Source organism: Actinoplanes sp. NPDC023936, assembly GCF_040639325.1.
GTDB lineage: Bacteria > Actinomycetota > Actinomycetes > Mycobacteriales > Micromonosporaceae > Actinoplanes.
This window is the reverse complement of the sequence record NZ_JBEZZR010000012.1, coordinates 35,510-50,208: the sequence shown is the minus strand read 5'-3', so window position 1 is coordinate 50,208 and position 14,699 is coordinate 35,510. Positions and strand designations below refer to the sequence as shown.

Genomic DNA, 14,699 nt, shown 5'->3' with positions numbered 1-14,699 from the left:
CATGGACGTGACTATGCGTCACCGCCGGGGCGGATCCACCTCCGTTGAGGGATTCTTAAAGATCATCTCAGCGAGAGGTAAGCAACCGCGGCCGATCCGGGTGCCCGGGCGGACTACCCTCCGGTCGTCGCCTCTTGAAGGATGGAGCTCCCGCCCCGCCATGTCTTCTTTCCGCCGCGCGCTCGCCGTCGCCGCCTCTTTACTGGCCGTGACCGCGTGCACCACCACGGAATCCTCACCGGGGACCGCGAACCGGTCGGCGAGCCCGGCCGCCTCGGCCAGCCCGGCCACGATCGAATCGGCGGCGAACCGGACGAACATCGTCTTCGTGCTCACCGACGATCTGTCCGAGAACCTCGTGCGGTACATGCCGAACCTGCTGAAGATGCAGAAGGAGGGCACGACGTTCGCCAACTACACGGTGACCGACTCGCTGTGCTGCCCGTCCCGCGCCTCGCTCCTCAAGGGACAGTTCCCGCACAACACCGGCATCTTCAAGAACCACGGGTCGGACGGCGGCTTCCGGCTCTTCCACAGCCGCGGCCAGGAGCGCTCGACGTTCGCGACCGACCTGCAGGCGGCCGGCTATCGCACCGGGTTCTTCGGCAAGTACCTCAACGAGTACCTCCCGGCGACCAGCTTCGGCGGCGGCAAGCCGTACGTGCCGCCGGGCTGGGACCAGTGGGTCGTGGGCGGGAACGCGTACGACAACTTCAACTACGCGCTGAACGAGAACGGGACGGTCAAGAAGTACGGCAAGAAGCCGGCGGACTACCTCACCGACGTGCTGGCGGCCAGGACGACCGACTTCATCACCACCTCGGCGGCGACCGGCACGCCGTTCATGCTGGAGGTGGCGACGTACGCGCCGCACGCCCCGTACACCCCGGCGCCGCGGGACGCGAACCTGTTCCCCGGGCTCACGGCGCCCCGGACGGCGGCGTACGACAGGGTGCCGGCGAACGCGCCCGCCTGGCTCGCCCCGCACCCGAAACTGAACGCGCAGCAGAAGGCCCGGATGGACGAGGAGTTCCGGAAGCGGGCCCAGTCCGTCGTGTCGGTGGACCGGATGCTCGGCGCGCTGCGGGCGACCCTGACGAAGGCCGGCGTGGCCGACGAGACCGTCGTGATCTTCAGTTCCGACAACGGCTATCACATGGGTGAGCACAGCCTGCCCTCCGGCAAGCAGACCGCGTTCGACACCGACGTGAACGTGCCGCTGATCGCCGCCGGGCACGGCGTCAAGGCCGGGCAGAGAGTCGACGCCGTGGTGGCGAACATCGACCTGCGGCCGACCTTCACCGACCTGGCCGGTGTGCCGGCGGCCGCGGAGGCGGACGGGCAGAGCCTCAAGCCGCTGCTGGCCGGCGAGACCCCGGCGCGGTGGCGGGAGGCCGCGCTGATCGAGCACCGGGATCCGGCCACCGATCCGGCCGACCCGGACTACGAGCAGGACAGCATCAACATCCCGCCGACGTACGACGCGATCCGGACCGCCGGCTTCACCTATGTGGAATACGTCGACGGCACCCGGGAGTACTACGACAACCGGGCCGACCCGCACCAGCTGCGCAACCTGGCCGGCTCCCTGCCCGCCGACCGGATCGCGCGGCTGCACGCCTCGATCAAGGCGATGACCGGGTGCGCCGGGGCCGAGGCCTGCCTCGCCGCCTCGACCGGTATCAGCTGACCCCGCGGGCCCACGGCGGCAGCTGCGCGCCCCGCGGCGCGTCCTGCCGCTGCACCACCGGGTAGACGCTGGAGTGCGCCTGCCACGACGGCTGCGGTGCGCTGGCCCGCTCACTCAGCGAGCGGACCAGCGCGCCCACCATGTCCTGCAGCGCCACATGCAGCCGGGTGTCGGTGACCAGGCCGCCCGGGTCGACGGCGGCCATCTCGAGCGGGATCCGCACACAGGCCGGCCGCAGCAGGCGGGCGCCGCCGTGCTCGAACACCGACTCCAGTGACGCCCGGGCGCCGTCGTCGCGTCCCGGCGCCACCACGGAGAGCCAGGCCACCGGCTTGCGGCTCAGCTCGCCACCGTCGACCAGCCAGTCGAAGAGGTTCTTCAGGCTGCCGGGCAGCGATCCGGCGTACTCCGGGGTGCTGACCAGCAACGCGTCCGCCTGGGTCACCCGGTGGCGCAGCTCCGTGACGGCGGCCGGCGGGTTCGGCTCGCCGGGCACGAACGCCGGCAGACCGGAGAGGCCGTCGTAGAGGTCGGCAGTGATTCCCGCGGCGGCGTGCCGGGCCGCGGTGCGCAGGGCAGCGGTGTGCAGTGATCCGTCGCGGGTGCTTCCCGAGATCAGCAGGACGCGCGTCATGGCGCCGACGATACGGGCCGCCCCGTTACGAGCCGCAGCCCTACTCGGCGCCGCCGGCCTGCTCCGGCGCTCCGGCGGATGGTCAACAGGGAGTAACGGAAAAGGCCCCACCCTGATGGGCGAGGCCTTTTCTTCTGTTGTGCGCCGCGTAGGACTCGAACCTACAACCCGCGGATTAAGAGTCCGCTGCTCTGCCAGTTGAGCTAGCAGCGCTTGCCAACGAGGAAGAACGTTAGCACACGGTCGGCGACGCCTCAGCGGGACCGTGGCAGGCAGCACTTCTTGTACTTCGCCGCGGAACCGCACCAACACGGATCGTTACGGCCGGGCGGCCACGGGACCGGATGGACGTGGGTTTCGAGCTGTTGCGCGTACCCGGCTCGCACCGCCGCGTCGGAGGGGTCGCCGCCGTGCCGGCTCACGTGCTCGGCCAGCCCGTCGGCCGACCCCGGGAAGAGCCGGAAGCCGGACTGCCCGGACTCGGCCCAGACGGTCAGCGCCTTCTCCAGATCGGCGCGATGATCGTCCCAGGTGTGCCCGTAGACGTCGGCGAACGACGGCCAGCGCAGCTGCACCCGGTCGAACTCGTCGTGCGGCCAGAACATGACGGTCTGGCCGTTTCCGGAGGGCGCCCCGTCGAGGAACTCGTCGTACTCGTCGGAGGGCAGTCCGATGTCGCGCCGGACCCGGCGGCGGGTGCGCAGCAACGCGGAGGCCACCCGCTCGTCGATCTTGTCTTCCGGCCGGTCCAGGACCGTGGTCAGCGCCGCCGTGAGCCACTGCTCGGCGATCGCGCCCTCGCCGCACTCCTCCAAGGCCTCCGCGAGGTACATCGGCGCGTCCGGATCGCGGACCAGCCGGGGGCGCAGGGCGGTGAACGCGGCCATCGCCTCGTCGTCGCGGCCCAGCCGGGACAACAACTCGCCGCGCTGCGCCCGGGCGAACCCGTCGGCCGCGTCCTCGAGCCGCTGGTACGTCGCGATGGCACGCTCCACCAGGGCGAGGGCCGGCTCCAGGTCACCCTGTTTCTCGCTGATCTCGGCGGCCAGCATCAACGCGTAACCCGCGTCGGCCGGGTCGGCGAGCGCCTCCTGGTCGACAGCGGTGACCAGCTCGGTGATCGCGGCCCGGGGATCGCCGCCGTGCAGCGCGTCATGGCCGATCCCGTCGAGATCATCGCTGGTCAGCATCTGGATGGACGACACGAATCACCCTAACCCGCGGGCGTGGATCTCCACGCCCGCGGGCGGGTTTTCTCAGGTCTCGGTGCAGGTCAACGACGGCCAGGTCCAGTTGCCGCCGTGCATCACGGTGAAGCCGAACGTGTTGCCGCCGCCGTTCGGCCGGGCCGTCATCACGTAGGTGGAGTTCCACGTCACCGCCGCGTTCCAGGTCGCGCTGACGCGCTGCGGCGAGCGGAACGTGACGGTGACCGTCCAGTTGCTCGACCCGGTGACCGTCACCTGGCCGTTGAAGCGGTCACTCCACTTCTGGCCCTCGGCGTAGGTGGCCGTGCACGTCGCTCCCGGCGTCCCCGGTGTCCCGCCCGACGTGGGCGCGACTGCACGCCCGGTGCTGGGAGAGATCATCCCGGCGCACAGGCCGCGGCTCCGCAGCCCCGCCGCGATCTGCGGGATCGCCGCGACGGTCGTCGCGTACTGGTCGTGCATGAGCATGATCTGCCCGTTGGTCAGGGTGCTCGCGGCCTGCACGATCTGGGCGGTGCCGGCGCCGTTCCAGTCCTGCGAGTCGACGTCCCAGATGATCGTGCGCAGGCCCAGCGCCGACGCCGCGGACTGCAGCGTGGCGTTCGTCTCGCCGTAGGGCGGCCGGAACAGCACCGGGGTGCCGCCGCCGGCCGAGGAGATCGCCGACTGCGTCCGGGAGAGCTCCGAGCTCATCTGTGCCGCGCTGAGAGTGAGCATGTGCGGGTGGGTGTAACTGTGGTTCGCCACCCACATGCCGGCCGACACCTGAGCGGCGACGAGACCCGGGTTGGCCGCCGCGTTCTGGCCGGTGTTGAACATGGTGGCGCGCAGGCCCGCCGAGCGCAGGGCGTTGAGCAGGTTGGTGGTGTTGCCGGGGTTGGGGCCGTCGTCGTAGGTCAGCGCGACATAGCCGTTGGCACAGTCGGCGGCGGCCGCCGCGGCTGTCTCCGCCTTGGCTCTCTCTGCCTTGGCCGTCTCTGCTTTCGCCATGGCTGGTGCTCCGGACAGCAGTGTTCCGGCCACGGCCAGGACGGCGGCCGCGGCGAGGGATCGACGCATGGGGGATCACCTTTCGATGAGCGGGGAAAACATCGATTGACGATCGTCGCTGTTTCATTGTTCGGACGTGCCGTGATCAAGTCAACCGGTAGTTTCCGAAACTTTCGGAGCCCCTACGCAGGGACTGCGAGCATGATGATCTTCACTGCTCCGAAACTATCGGAACGAGACAGAAAAAAGCCCCGGCCGGAAGCCGGGGCTGATGCTGGAAAGCGAGTGCGTCGCGTAGGACTTGAACCTACAACCCGCGGATTAAGAGTCCGCTGCTCTGCCAGTTGAGCTAGCGACGCTTGCCGTGCAACAGGGAAAACGTTAGCACGCCTCTTGAAGATCCTTGAAATCGGTTGGCGACCATCACAACGGGGACCCGCGACTTGCGCGCATGAGTCAGTATGTCTGCGCTGAGAACTCCAGAACGGGGCCACGAACCATGGTTGACCTCCGCCGCTCCCTGGCGGCGATCCTGGCGCTTGCCGTGATCGCCCCTCTCGCCGCGTGCGGCGACGATCCGAAACCGTCCTCCGCCGAGCCGGCCGGGGCTTCCTCGCCGGCGAGCAGCGCTTCCGCTCCGGTGACCGAGAGCACCACGGTGGCCCAGCCGGTGTCGCTGGAGGTCACGCCGGCCAAGGACAAGAAGAACGTGCCGGTCAGCGCCGAGATCGGGCTGAAGGTGAGCGGCGGCGAGGTCAGCTCAGTCACACTGACCGACGCGAAGGGCAAGTCCGTCAGCGGCGACTTCCGCGAGGACAAGTCGGCGTGGGTGCCGGCCAAGCCGCTGAAGACCAAGCAGAAGTACGCCGCGAAGGTCGTCGCCACCGGCAAGGACGGGTCCACCAAGACCCAGACCACGTCGTTCACCACGATGGGCGAGCCGGCCCGCCGGACGGGCACCGGTCTCTACCTGTTCGACGGCAACACGTACGGCGTGGCCATGCCGGTCGTCGTGGAGTTCAGCCCGGGCATCAAGAAGAAGGACCGCGCCGCCGTACAGAAGCGGATGTTCGTGCGGACCGACCCGCCGCAGCCCGGCGCCTGGTCGTGGACCGAGAGCGGCACCCAGGCCTACTACCGCGCACCGGAGTACTGGAAGCCCGGCACGAAGCTGACCGCCCGGATCGCCGTCGGCGGCCTGCCCACCGGCAACAACATCTACGGCGACAAGGACCGCTCGGCGACCGTGAAGATCGGCCGGAAGCTCGAGATGAAGGTCGACAACAAGTCGAAGAAGATGACCGTCGTGCAGGACGGCGAGACGGTCAAGACGATGCCGGTGAGCCTCGGCAAGAAGAGCACCCCGTCGTCCAGCGGCACGATGGTGGTCATGCAGAAGATGGCGGAGACCGTCTTCGACACCACTGACACCGACGGCGCGGACGGTTACCGGACCCAGATCCAGTACGCGCAGCGACTGACGTGGAGCGGTCAGTACATTCACTCCGCTCCGTGGTCCACCGGCGCACAGGGCGAGCGAAATGTGTCACACGGTTGTGTCAATGTGTCCCCGTCGAATGCACGCTGGTTGTTCGACAAGACGCTGGTCGGCGATCCGGTCACGGTGCGCGGCACCGAGGACAAGCTGGACTACGGCAACGGCTGGACCCCCTGGGACGTCAGCTGGGAAGAGTTTGTCAAGGGCAGCGCGTTGAAGGTTCCGTGAGTGTTCGGTACCCGCCACCGGGGTACTACGGCACAAAACCGGGATTGGTCGAGAGACATTTTTGGAGCAGTATTGGGCGCCGGAGAACGACGCCGTGAGGGGACCATGGACATGGGTATAAATCGGTCGGGTCGCCGCTGGCGCGCCGCCGTGGTCACGGTTCTGGCGGGCACTCTGCTGCTGACTGCCGCGTGCAGTGGCGGCAACGATTCCCCGTCGTGGCAGGGCGGCAGCGAGGCGGGCGGCGGCGCCAACAGCGCCGCGCCGGCTGCCGAGGCCCCGTCGCCCGAGCCGACGCTGAGCACCGTGGCGGTCACCTCGCCCGCGCTCGACGCGACCGGCGTCGAGGCCTGGTCCGACGTGAAGTACAACAGCGAGGACCCGGAGAACACCACGGTCAAGGTCACCAGCCCGAAAGGTGACGAGGTCAAGGGCACGCTCGACAAGGACGACAACGTCTGGAAGCCGAGCGAGTCGCTGGCCTGGGGCACGAAGTACACGGTCACCGTCACCACGCCGGAGGCCGAGGGCAAGAACAACACCACCACCAGCACATTCACGACGATGAAGAAGCCGGCGAACCTGGTTCGCGTGACGAGCTTCCTCGGTGACGGCAACGTCGTCGGCGTCGGCATGCCGCTGATCATGAAGTTCGGCCGGGCCATCCCGGAGAAGTACCGCGCCGAGGTCGAGCGCCGCATGGTGGTCACCGCCACGCCCGCGCAGGAGGGCACCTGGCGCTGGATCAGCTCCACCGAGGTCCACTTCCGGCCGAAGACCTACTGGAAGGCCGGTTCCAAGGTCTTCTACAAGGTCCAGCTCAAGGGCGTGAAACTCGGCGACGGCTGGTACGGCCGCTCGGACCTGACGGTCGACCTGAAGATCGGCCGCTCGATGATCATGACGGTCGACAACAAGACCAAGAAGATGGTCGTCAAGCAGGACGGCAAGGTCATCAAGACCCTCCCGGTCAGCCTCGGCAAGGCCAGCACGCCGTCCTCCAGCGGCACCATGGTCGTCATGGAGAAGAAGGCGCACACCGTCTTCGACACCACCGACACCGACGGCGAGGAGGGCTACCGCACCGACATCGACTGGGCTCAGCGGATCACCTACAGCGGCCAGTTCATCCACGCCGCGCCGTGGTCCGAGGGCCAGCAGGGCCGCCGCAACGTCTCGCACGGCTGCGTCAACGTCTCCGAGGCGATGGGCAAGTGGCTCTTCGACCGCACGATGATGGGCGACGTGATCACGGTCTCCGGCACCGAGGACAAGCTGAAGAACGGTAACGGCTGGACCGACTGGAACATGAGCTACGCCGAGTACAAAAAGGGCAGCTACCTCTGATCGAGGATTAACACCCCATGTGGTGCGGGCCTGGTCTTTCCGACCAGGCCCGCGGTCTTTTCCCGGTACGAGCAATGGGGCGCACCTCCGACGAAAGAGGGTCCTCGCCGCCCGTGACAATGGGCAAAGCAGAATTCAGGCCTTCCGGGGCATGATCGTGTAGCTGAACGAGATCACGAAGTCGATCCCCAGCACCAGCGTCCACATTGCCATCACCTGCCACAGCCCCGCCGCCTGATCCAGGCCGCCGGCCACCAGAGTGAAGAGGCCCAGGAAGCCGGCGCCCAGCACGTACGCCAGCAGGTGGTCGAACCACGCCCGGCGCTCCCGGGCGGCATGCTCGCGGCCGGCCTTCGGCAACCGCTCCGGCGCGGGGCCGCCGGCGAACCGGTGGGCGAACCGCACGTCGGCCCACCGGATCATCCGATGGCCGAAGACGACCGTGACAGCGAGGTAGACCGCGGCGAGCCCGTGGCCGAGCGTGGCCTCCGCCCCACTGCGCAGGTCGATCGCGGTGAACGCCAGCAGCAGCACGTCGACGAGCGGCACCGCGATCAGCAGAGCCGCGCTAACCCGGCGCCACTTCGCGACATAGCGGGCCAGCAGCCCCAGCACCAGCAGCACCCAGAAGCCGATCTCACAGGCGACGATCAGCGCGACCATGACTACTCCCCCGTTTTCGCACGTCCGTGTTTTTTCCTTTATAACACGGCCGTGCGATAATCGGCACGTGCCGAAAGTCGTCGACCATGAAGAGCGCCGCCGCGAGCTGGCCGGAGCCGTCTGGCGGGTGATCACCAGGGACGGGGTGGCCCACGTCTCCATGCGGACCGTGGCCGCCGAGTCAGGCTGGTCCTCCGGCGCGCTGCGCCACTACTTCGCCACCCGCGACGAGCTGCTCGCCTTCGCCTGCGAGCAGGTGCTCACCCGGGTGACCGCACGGATCACCGCGTTGCGGCCGCAGGGGACGCCGCAGGAGATGGTCCGCGCGCTGCTGCTGGAGACCATGCCGGTCGACTCCGAACGTCACACCGAGGCGTCGATCACCTTCGCGTTCCTGGCTCTGGGCCTCGGCGATCCGGCACTGGCCGCGGTCCAGCGCAAGATTCTGATCGGCATGTCCGAGCTCTGCCAGAACCTGACCCGCCACCTGCTCCCGGACGCGTCACCGCAGCAGCAGCTGTCAGCGGCCCGCCGGCTGAACGCGATGGTCGACGGCCTGAGCGTCCACGTCCTGGCCGGCCACCTGACGCCCGCCGAGGCGGTCGCCGAGCTGGACGCGCACTTGACAACCGTGTCGCCATGACAGGCCCGCGCCCCGGCCGGGTGGGTGCGGGGCCGGTCAGGTGAAGGCCCGGCGGACTCTCGCTATCAGGCGGGGCCACTCACGGTCTTCGGTGTCGGGCTCTTCCTCGTCGTCGGTGTCCGCATCGGACCACTCCTCGGCGGGGGCGTCGTATTCCTCGTCCCAGCGTTCCGGCTTCACGGGCGGCCGGCGGCTCGCGGATTGCGGTGACCCGGTGGTTCTCGGCCGAGGCACGGGATCCGCACCGGGATCCACGGGGAACGGTGCGGTCGCCCGGGTGAAGGTCAGTGCTTCGAAGGATTCGAGCGTCATGCGTACGCCGGTGAGTTGTTCCGCCAGCGCCAGGCCGCGCTCCCGCTGCCTCGCGTCGTCGCCCCAGCCGGTCCCCGGCTCGTCGCCGGCCGCGGTCGTGTCGAAGCCCAGGCTGTCGAGCACCTCGATCAGGCCGTCGGGGTCGGTCCCGGTGCGGCGGGACGGGTCTGCCGGATCGAACTGGAGGACCACCTCGCCGTCGCGGGCCCAGAGGAAGCGGGTCGCGGAGTGCGACACCAGCACCGTGCCACGGGACAGCTCGCGCCCGGCAGCCCGGCCGTCCGGCTGGAGGAGCAGAGTCCAGTCGCCGACCCCGGCGGCGGCCACGACTGACGAGCCGGTCAGCCGGCGGGCGCCGACGGCACGGGTCGGGTTGGTGCCGCCCACCTGTGCGATCACCTCGGCCGGGGTGCGCCCACGGATCAGGGCGAGGCAGTGGTCACCGGCGAGTTCCGCGAACTGCTCGGTGAACCAGGCGTAGTCGTCAGCGCTTACCGCAACCATTCGAGGATCATCCAGCATCGCGCTGTGCGTACGCTGTCGGAGGTCAATCCGTCGCGAACGCCCCGTTGATCTCCACCTTCTCGTCGCCGGCCGCCGCGACCGCGCCGTAACTGTCCCCGCTCGGATCCCGCTCGCCGGCCGCGTGCAGGTACTGGGCCGCGAACGTGTACCCGCCCGGCGCCAGGGTCGCGCCCTCGCGCAGGGTGAACCGGTAGAGCAGCGCGTCCTTCTCCTCGGTCACCGACATCAAGATCATTTCCTTGGGTACGGAACTCCACTGCCCGGCGCTCGTGACACCGTCGGTGCGGACGACGCTGACCACCACGTCGAGTGCCGTGACGGTCCGGGTCGTGGTGAGCACCACGTTGCCCTGCGCCCAGGAGTCGTTCGAGTGCGGGTCGATCCCGGCCGCCGAACTGAGGTATCCGGCCGCGGGAGTCCACTTCGGAGTGACAGGCGTGCCGGCCGTCCCGCCGGTCCGGGCGGGCCGATGTGGACGGACCGTCGACGTGGCAGGCGGCTGATCCCGCGGAGAGGGCGAGACGGAGGACGAGGGGGAAGGCGCGGCCGAGGGCGACGCCGGGGCGCTGGTTCCGGTCGCCGCCGGCACCTGCCCGTCCGGCCGGTCCCCGGTCAGCTTGATGCCGGCGAAACCCACCACCAGGGTCGCCACCACCGACGCGGCGGCCGCGACCGGGCGGAGAGCGAGGAACGCCCAGCGCCCCCGGGCCGGCTCGCCACGGCGGCGGACGACCCGGGTGAGTATCGCGTCCCGGTCGGGCACGTGCCGCTCGGCTTCCTGGCGCAGCACCCGGCCGAGATCCGGATGTCTCAGGTCCGGATGTCTCAGGTCGGGATGTTCAGCCATGGAGGCCTCCCATCATCAGCGGCATGCCACGCAGGAACTCGCTCAGTTGCGCGGCGCCACGCGACGTGTGGCTCTTCACGGCCCCGACCGAGATACCCAGGATCGCCGCTACCTCCTTCTCCGGCACGTCGAACGCGTACCGGAGAACGACGCACTCGCGACGCCGTTGCGGAAGTCGCTGCAGCGCCGCCCGCACGTCGAGGACCGCGGGGGTGTCGCTCTCGCCACGCTCGCGGCGGAGCAGCCCGAGCCGCAGAATGCCGGCGCGTTCCCGGCTCTGCCGCTTGATCCATTGACGGGCCAGGTTGGTCACGATGCCGCGAGCGTACGCGATCGGGCTCTGCGCTGCCTGAACCCGCTCCCAGTGCCGCCACACCTCCACGAACGCGTCGGCGGCCAGGTCGTCGGCAGCCTGCGAGTCGCCCGTCACCAGGTAGGCGAGGCGGGACAGGTCGGTGTGATGGTCGTCGAAGAAACGCCGGAAGGCATATTCGGTCTCATACTCGGACAAGCCACTGTTCCTGACCGTCAGGGGGTGCACGGGGATGGGCGGCGTCAGCCGATCTTCACGGAGTACGCGGTGGTGTCCAGGCGGCCCGAGCCGGTGAAGATCTCGGTGCCGGCCTGCACGCTCGACAGGTACTTGCTCTTCGCGAGCCAGCCGCGGGCGACCAGGTCGTCGGTGAAGTCGGTGAGGTCCAGCGACGCGGACGAGGTGTTCGAGGTACGCACGAACGAGTACACGTTCCAGCCGATGTTGCCCTTGTAGAGGTCCCAGCTGGTGCCGGCGATCGTCACGGTGGCCTGCTTCGTGCCGACCGGGCCCGCGCCGCCGGACTTGTAGAGCCAGACCATGACCTCGTCGGCCGGGTTGTTCTGCCAGTCCGGGTTCGCGATGTCGTGCAGCCAGAGGTCGTACGCGACGTTCATGATGTTGCTGGTGGTCTGGGTGACCTGGAAGTTCCAGGACGCGTTCACCTGCTTGCCGGCGCTGAGCCGGATCGGCAGTCCGGTGCCGGTCGCCTTCCAGCCCCAGTGCCAGCCGAGCACCGCGCTCGCGTAGGACTTGACCTTGGTGGTGTCGCCGGTCCAGTTCCAGCTCGTGCCCCAGCTCAGGTTGTCGCCGCTGAGGCCGTTCTCCCAGACGCACTGGGAGCCGGTGCCGTCGGCCCTGCCCCAGACGTTGTTGTTGACCCAGTACTTGCCACGGACCAGGGCGGCGTAGTCGGTGCAGTTCTCCGTGCCTTTGGTGATCGTGGCGCTCGGAGTGGCCGGGCTTCTTGTCGCGGTCGGGCTGGCGGTCGCCGTTTTCGAAGCGCTCGGGCTCGCGGTCGCCGTTTTCGAAGCGCTCGGGCTCGCGGTCGCCGTTTTCGAAGCGCTCGGGCTCGCGGTCGCCGTTTTCGAAGCGCTCGGGCTGGCCGTCGCTGCGCAGGTGACACCGTTCAGCGTGAACCCGGTAGGCGCGGCATTGCTGCCGCTCCACGTGCCGTTGAAGCCGAGCGCCACCTGCCCGCCCGCCGCGATCGAGGCGTTCCAGCCCGCGTCCTTCACCGTGACAGCGCCGCCGGCCTGGGTCCAGGAGCCGTTCCAGCCACTCGCGATCTTCTGACCGGAGGGGAACGTGAAGCCGAGCGTCCACCCGGTGACGGCCGCCCCGGTGTTACGGATCTTCACATCGCCGGTGAAGCCGCTGTTCCACTGACTGGCGACGCTGTAGGTGACGGAACAGGTCACGGTCTCGGCGGCGTCGGCGTTCAGGACGCCGGCCACCGCGGCCGCGGCGCCGACGGTCAGCACCGAGAGCGGTACGACGATGCGCTTGGCAAGCATGAGGGAGTCTCCCGGGGGAACGAGGATTGATCCACACCCCAGTGGTCTCCGGCATTCAAAAGGTTGCGCGGGTACCGAAATTATTTTCCGGAGCTCTGACGCACACGAAAAAGGCCCGGTCCCTGAGGACCGAGCCTTTCGTTACGTGGGGTGATCGACGGGACTTGAACCCGCGACCCCCTGGACCACAACCAGGTGCTCTACCAACTGAGCTACGACCACCACGCTCACAGGGCGAACCCTGCGTTGCGGGACAATCATAGCCACACCTCTGACGGGGCTGTCGAGCGGGTTAGGGCCTACAGCTCGGCAGCGATCGCCTTCGCTGCCTCCACGTCCGGGCCCGGCTGCGGCACGAACACCGTGCGCCGGTAGTACTCCAGCTCGCGGATGCTCTCCCGGATGTCGGCGAGCGCCCGGTGCGACAAACCCTTGGCCGGCTGACCGAAGTACACCCGCGGGTACCACCGGCGGCACAACTCCTTGATCGAGGAGACGTCGATCATGCGGTAGTGCAGGTGCGCGTCGAGCGCCGGCATGTCCCGGGCCAGGAAGCCCCGGTCGGTGGCGATCGAATTGCCGCAGAGCGGAGCGGTCCGCGGATTCGGGACAAATTCCTTGATGTACGCGAGGACGGCTTCCTCCGCCTCCGCCATGGTGACCGTGGACCGGCGGACCTCATCGGTCAGGCCGGATTTCGCATGCATGTCACGCACCACCGGCGGCATCGCGTCGAGCGCCGCGTCGTCCGCATGAATCACCAGGTCGACGCCTTCGCCGAGCACGTTGAGTTCGGGATCGGTGACGAGTGCCGCGACCTCGATCAGCTTGTCCTTGCCGAGGTCGAGACCGGTCATCTCACAGTCGATCCATACCAGAAGATCCGCCACGGCCACAGCCTACGCCGGGCGCGCCGACATCGTTTGCCGCGTACAGTGGCCCCGGTCCGAATCGGGACTCTTTGTCCGGTTTGGTGGGTGCACTTCCCACTTGGCCGATTGTTGGGTAAAGTGAACTTAACGGACGAAGCCCCCCTTCGGTTACTCCGTTCCCCCCGGTAAAGGGCCCTCTGTGTCGGCAGCACGGAGGGCCCTTTCGGGCCTGTTCCCCCACCGAACACCGGGCTGCCCCTCCGCCCAATGGATCTCCGGCCTCTCCCCCGGCACCATGAACTCCAGCAGCCGCTCACCCTCGCGCTCCACCTCCGCGCGATCCTTTTCGGCCAGCGGACGGAAAGGCGCGATGCTCAGCGATGCCCCGCTCACCCACCAGGTGGCCGCCACGAAGCCGTCCACCAGGACCGTAGGCCGCACGATCGACCAGCCCGGCGTCACCAGCGGCCGGTCCCCCGGATGGACGATTCGGTCACGGTCGGCATGGCCGAGGATCGCGTTGTCGAACTCCGGGAGGAACACGACAGGGGCCGGCATGTCCGGGTCGACAAGGGGCGCGTCGGTCAGGTCGTACAGATCAATCCCGGCCTCGCTCCGGAAGACCCGCAGCCGATCGCGCAGCGTGGCCATCAGCCCGCGCAAGCGGGTGACTCCCGACCAGACCTGAATGTCCTTGATCGAGGCCGGGCCGAACGCCGCCAGGTAACGCATCACGAGCGTCTCCGGCGCCGGCTCCGCGGCCAGCGGCCGCCCGAGCCAATCCTCGGCGAGCACACAGCTCACTCGCCCCCGGTGCCGCCACGTCCCGGCCGGCGGCGGGTGCAGCAGAGACAACCGCAGATGTACGACCAGTTTGAGCCACTCCGGATCCGGGCCGGGGAACCGCTCGATCAGACGACGGGTGAGCTCCGGGCGGCCGATCGGACCGTCGCCGAGAATCTCCCGGGCGGCCTCGATGAGGGTCGCCTGGTCCAGGCCGTCGAGCCGCCCGCCGCGCGCCGCGAACCGGTCCAGGCCGGGCTGCAGCGTCGGCCGCAACCAGCGGAAATCCTCGCCGGTGCAGAGGTGCTGGGTGCCGCGGAGCAGGGCGCTGCGGACCACGGTGCGATCGTGGAGAAGCGCGGTGAGGTCGTCCTGCCGGAAGTCGGGGTGGCGCGCGCGGAGGCTCAGGTACGGGGAGTCGGCCTCCTGGCCCTGGAGTGCCACGAGGTGCTCGACGGTGTCCGCGACGGGGTGGGTGGCGGGGTGGGCGAGCAGTTGGCGGGTGAGGTAGGTCCGGTTGAGCTCCCGGTTCGACAGAACTCTCATATGAGGGAACGGTAGGGGTGATTGCGGCCAGATTTTGACCGGAGTGCCCGGTGGGTGACTGGTGATCGTGGAGCGTTGGCGCT

14 protein-coding genes and 3 tRNA genes are annotated in these 14,699 nt (G+C 68.8%); 4 read left to right on the top strand and 13 right to left on the bottom strand.

Annotated elements, in window-relative coordinates:
* Positions 1–160 precede the first annotated feature (160 nt).
* Positions 161–1,690 (top strand): sulfatase, encoded by a 1,530-nt coding sequence (locus tag AB0F72_RS17985; protein ID WP_360431986.1) that lies wholly within the window; start codon positions 161–163, stop codon positions 1,688–1,690.
* Here the strand turns inward: AB0F72_RS17985 and AB0F72_RS17980 are convergent.
* The 5 genes from AB0F72_RS17980 to AB0F72_RS17960 form a co-directional block, all read right to left on the bottom strand.
* A complete protein-coding gene (locus tag AB0F72_RS17980; RefSeq protein ID WP_360431983.1) occupies positions 1,683–2,324 on the bottom strand; it encodes an NAD(P)H-dependent oxidoreductase in 642 nt (213 codons plus the stop codon). The two genes, AB0F72_RS17985 and AB0F72_RS17980, sit on opposite strands and share 8 nt — an antisense overlap.
* A gap of 140 nt (positions 2,325–2,464) precedes the next feature.
* A tRNA-Lys gene (locus AB0F72_RS17975) sits at positions 2,465–2,537 on the bottom strand.
* A 41-nt stretch (positions 2,538–2,578) separates the two neighbouring features.
* A complete protein-coding gene (locus tag AB0F72_RS17970; protein ID WP_360431980.1) occupies positions 2,579–3,529 on the bottom strand; it encodes an SEC-C metal-binding domain-containing protein in 951 nt (316 codons plus the stop codon).
* A 51-nt stretch (positions 3,530–3,580) separates the two neighbouring features.
* Positions 3,581–4,591, bottom strand: coding sequence for a polysaccharide deacetylase family protein (locus AB0F72_RS17965; protein WP_360431977.1), 1,011 nt, complete (start codon positions 4,589–4,591; stop codon positions 3,581–3,583).
* Between the two features lie 217 nt (positions 4,592–4,808).
* Positions 4,809–4,881 (bottom strand) — tRNA-Lys (locus tag AB0F72_RS17960).
* Between the two features lie 140 nt (positions 4,882–5,021).
* On the opposite strand from AB0F72_RS17960, the gene AB0F72_RS17955 reads away from it, so the two are divergent.
* The gene (locus tag AB0F72_RS17955; RefSeq protein WP_360431974.1) at positions 5,022–6,248 is read left to right on the top strand and encodes an Ig-like domain-containing protein; all 1,227 of its coding nucleotides are present in this window, start codon (positions 5,022–5,024) and stop codon (positions 6,246–6,248) included.
* A 105-nt stretch (positions 6,249–6,353) separates the two neighbouring features.
* The gene (locus tag AB0F72_RS17950; RefSeq protein ID WP_360431971.1) at positions 6,354–7,595 is read left to right on the top strand and encodes an Ig-like domain-containing protein; all 1,242 of its coding nucleotides are present in this window, start codon (positions 6,354–6,356) and stop codon (positions 7,593–7,595) included.
* A 135-nt stretch (positions 7,596–7,730) separates the two neighbouring features.
* Here the strand turns inward: AB0F72_RS17950 and AB0F72_RS17945 are convergent, their stop codons facing one another.
* On the bottom strand, positions 7,731–8,258 hold the full coding sequence (locus AB0F72_RS17945) for a hypothetical protein (RefSeq protein ID WP_360431968.1): 528 nt from the start codon (positions 8,256–8,258) through the stop codon (positions 7,731–7,733).
* A gap of 67 nt (positions 8,259–8,325) precedes the next feature.
* Here AB0F72_RS17945 and AB0F72_RS17940 point away from each other — a divergent pair, with 67 nt between their 5' ends.
* Complete coding sequence (locus AB0F72_RS17940; protein ID WP_360431965.1) at positions 8,326–8,901, top strand: TetR family transcriptional regulator C-terminal domain-containing protein; 576 nt, start codon at positions 8,326–8,328, stop codon at positions 8,899–8,901.
* Positions 8,902–8,937: 36 nt separating this feature from the next.
* On the opposite strand, the gene AB0F72_RS17935 is transcribed toward AB0F72_RS17940, so the two are convergent.
* The 7 genes from AB0F72_RS17935 to AB0F72_RS17905 form a co-directional block, all read right to left on the bottom strand.
* Complete coding sequence (locus AB0F72_RS17935; protein WP_360431962.1) at positions 8,938–9,717, bottom strand: DUF6461 domain-containing protein; 780 nt, start codon at positions 9,715–9,717, stop codon at positions 8,938–8,940.
* A gap of 43 nt (positions 9,718–9,760) precedes the next feature.
* Entirely contained in the window at positions 9,761–10,585 is an 825-nt protein-coding gene (locus AB0F72_RS17930; RefSeq protein ID WP_360431959.1) for a hypothetical protein, read from the bottom strand.
* Positions 10,578–11,096: a SigE family RNA polymerase sigma factor gene (locus AB0F72_RS17925; protein ID WP_360431956.1), complete on the bottom strand. Its 519-nt coding sequence runs from the start codon at positions 11,094–11,096 to the stop codon at positions 10,578–10,580. The genes AB0F72_RS17930 and AB0F72_RS17925 overlap by 8 nt, the downstream gene beginning before the upstream one ends.
* Positions 11,097–11,140: 44 nt before the next feature.
* Positions 11,141–12,415: a cellulose binding domain-containing protein gene (locus tag AB0F72_RS17920; RefSeq protein ID WP_360431953.1), complete on the bottom strand. Its 1,275-nt coding sequence runs from the start codon at positions 12,413–12,415 to the stop codon at positions 11,141–11,143.
* Between the two features lie 146 nt (positions 12,416–12,561).
* A tRNA-His gene (locus AB0F72_RS17915) sits at positions 12,562–12,637 on the bottom strand.
* Between the two features lie 77 nt (positions 12,638–12,714).
* Positions 12,715–13,311, bottom strand: coding sequence for an oligoribonuclease (gene orn, locus AB0F72_RS17910; RefSeq protein WP_360431950.1), 597 nt, complete (start codon positions 13,309–13,311; stop codon positions 12,715–12,717).
* Between the two features lie 144 nt (positions 13,312–13,455).
* A complete protein-coding gene (locus AB0F72_RS17905) occupies positions 13,456–14,616 on the bottom strand; it encodes a winged helix DNA-binding domain-containing protein (RefSeq protein ID WP_360431947.1) in 1,161 nt (386 codons plus the stop codon).
* Positions 14,617–14,699: the final 83 nt, after the last annotated feature.

Excerpts from the sequence above, each read along its gene's own strand:
- AB0F72_RS17985 (WP_360431986.1), top strand. The coding sequence starts at position 161 with ATGTCTTCTTTCCGCCGCGCGCTCGCCGTCGCCGCCTCTTTACTGGCC.
- AB0F72_RS17980 (WP_360431983.1), bottom strand. The coding sequence starts at position 2,324 with ATGACGCGCGTCCTGCTGATCTCGGGAAGCACCCGCGACGGATCACTG.
- AB0F72_RS17965 (WP_360431977.1), bottom strand. The coding sequence starts at position 4,591 with ATGCGTCGATCCCTCGCCGCGGCCGCCGTCCTGGCCGTGGCCGGAACA.
- AB0F72_RS17955 (WP_360431974.1), top strand. The coding sequence starts at position 5,022 with ATGGTTGACCTCCGCCGCTCCCTGGCGGCGATCCTGGCGCTTGCCGTG.
- AB0F72_RS17950 (WP_360431971.1), top strand. The coding sequence starts at position 6,354 with ATGGACATGGGTATAAATCGGTCGGGTCGCCGCTGGCGCGCCGCCGTG.
- AB0F72_RS17945 (WP_360431968.1), bottom strand. The coding sequence starts at position 8,258 with ATGGTCGCGCTGATCGTCGCCTGTGAGATCGGCTTCTGGGTGCTGCTG.
- AB0F72_RS17935 (WP_360431962.1), bottom strand. The coding sequence starts at position 9,717 with ATGGTTGCGGTAAGCGCTGACGACTACGCCTGGTTCACCGAGCAGTTC.
- AB0F72_RS17930 (WP_360431959.1), bottom strand. The coding sequence starts at position 10,585 with ATGGCTGAACATCCCGACCTGAGACATCCGGACCTGAGACATCCGGAT.
- AB0F72_RS17920 (WP_360431953.1), bottom strand. The coding sequence starts at position 12,415 with ATGCTTGCCAAGCGCATCGTCGTACCGCTCTCGGTGCTGACCGTCGGC.
- AB0F72_RS17905 (WP_360431947.1), bottom strand. The coding sequence starts at position 14,616 with ATGAGAGTTCTGTCGAACCGGGAGCTCAACCGGACCTACCTCACCCGC.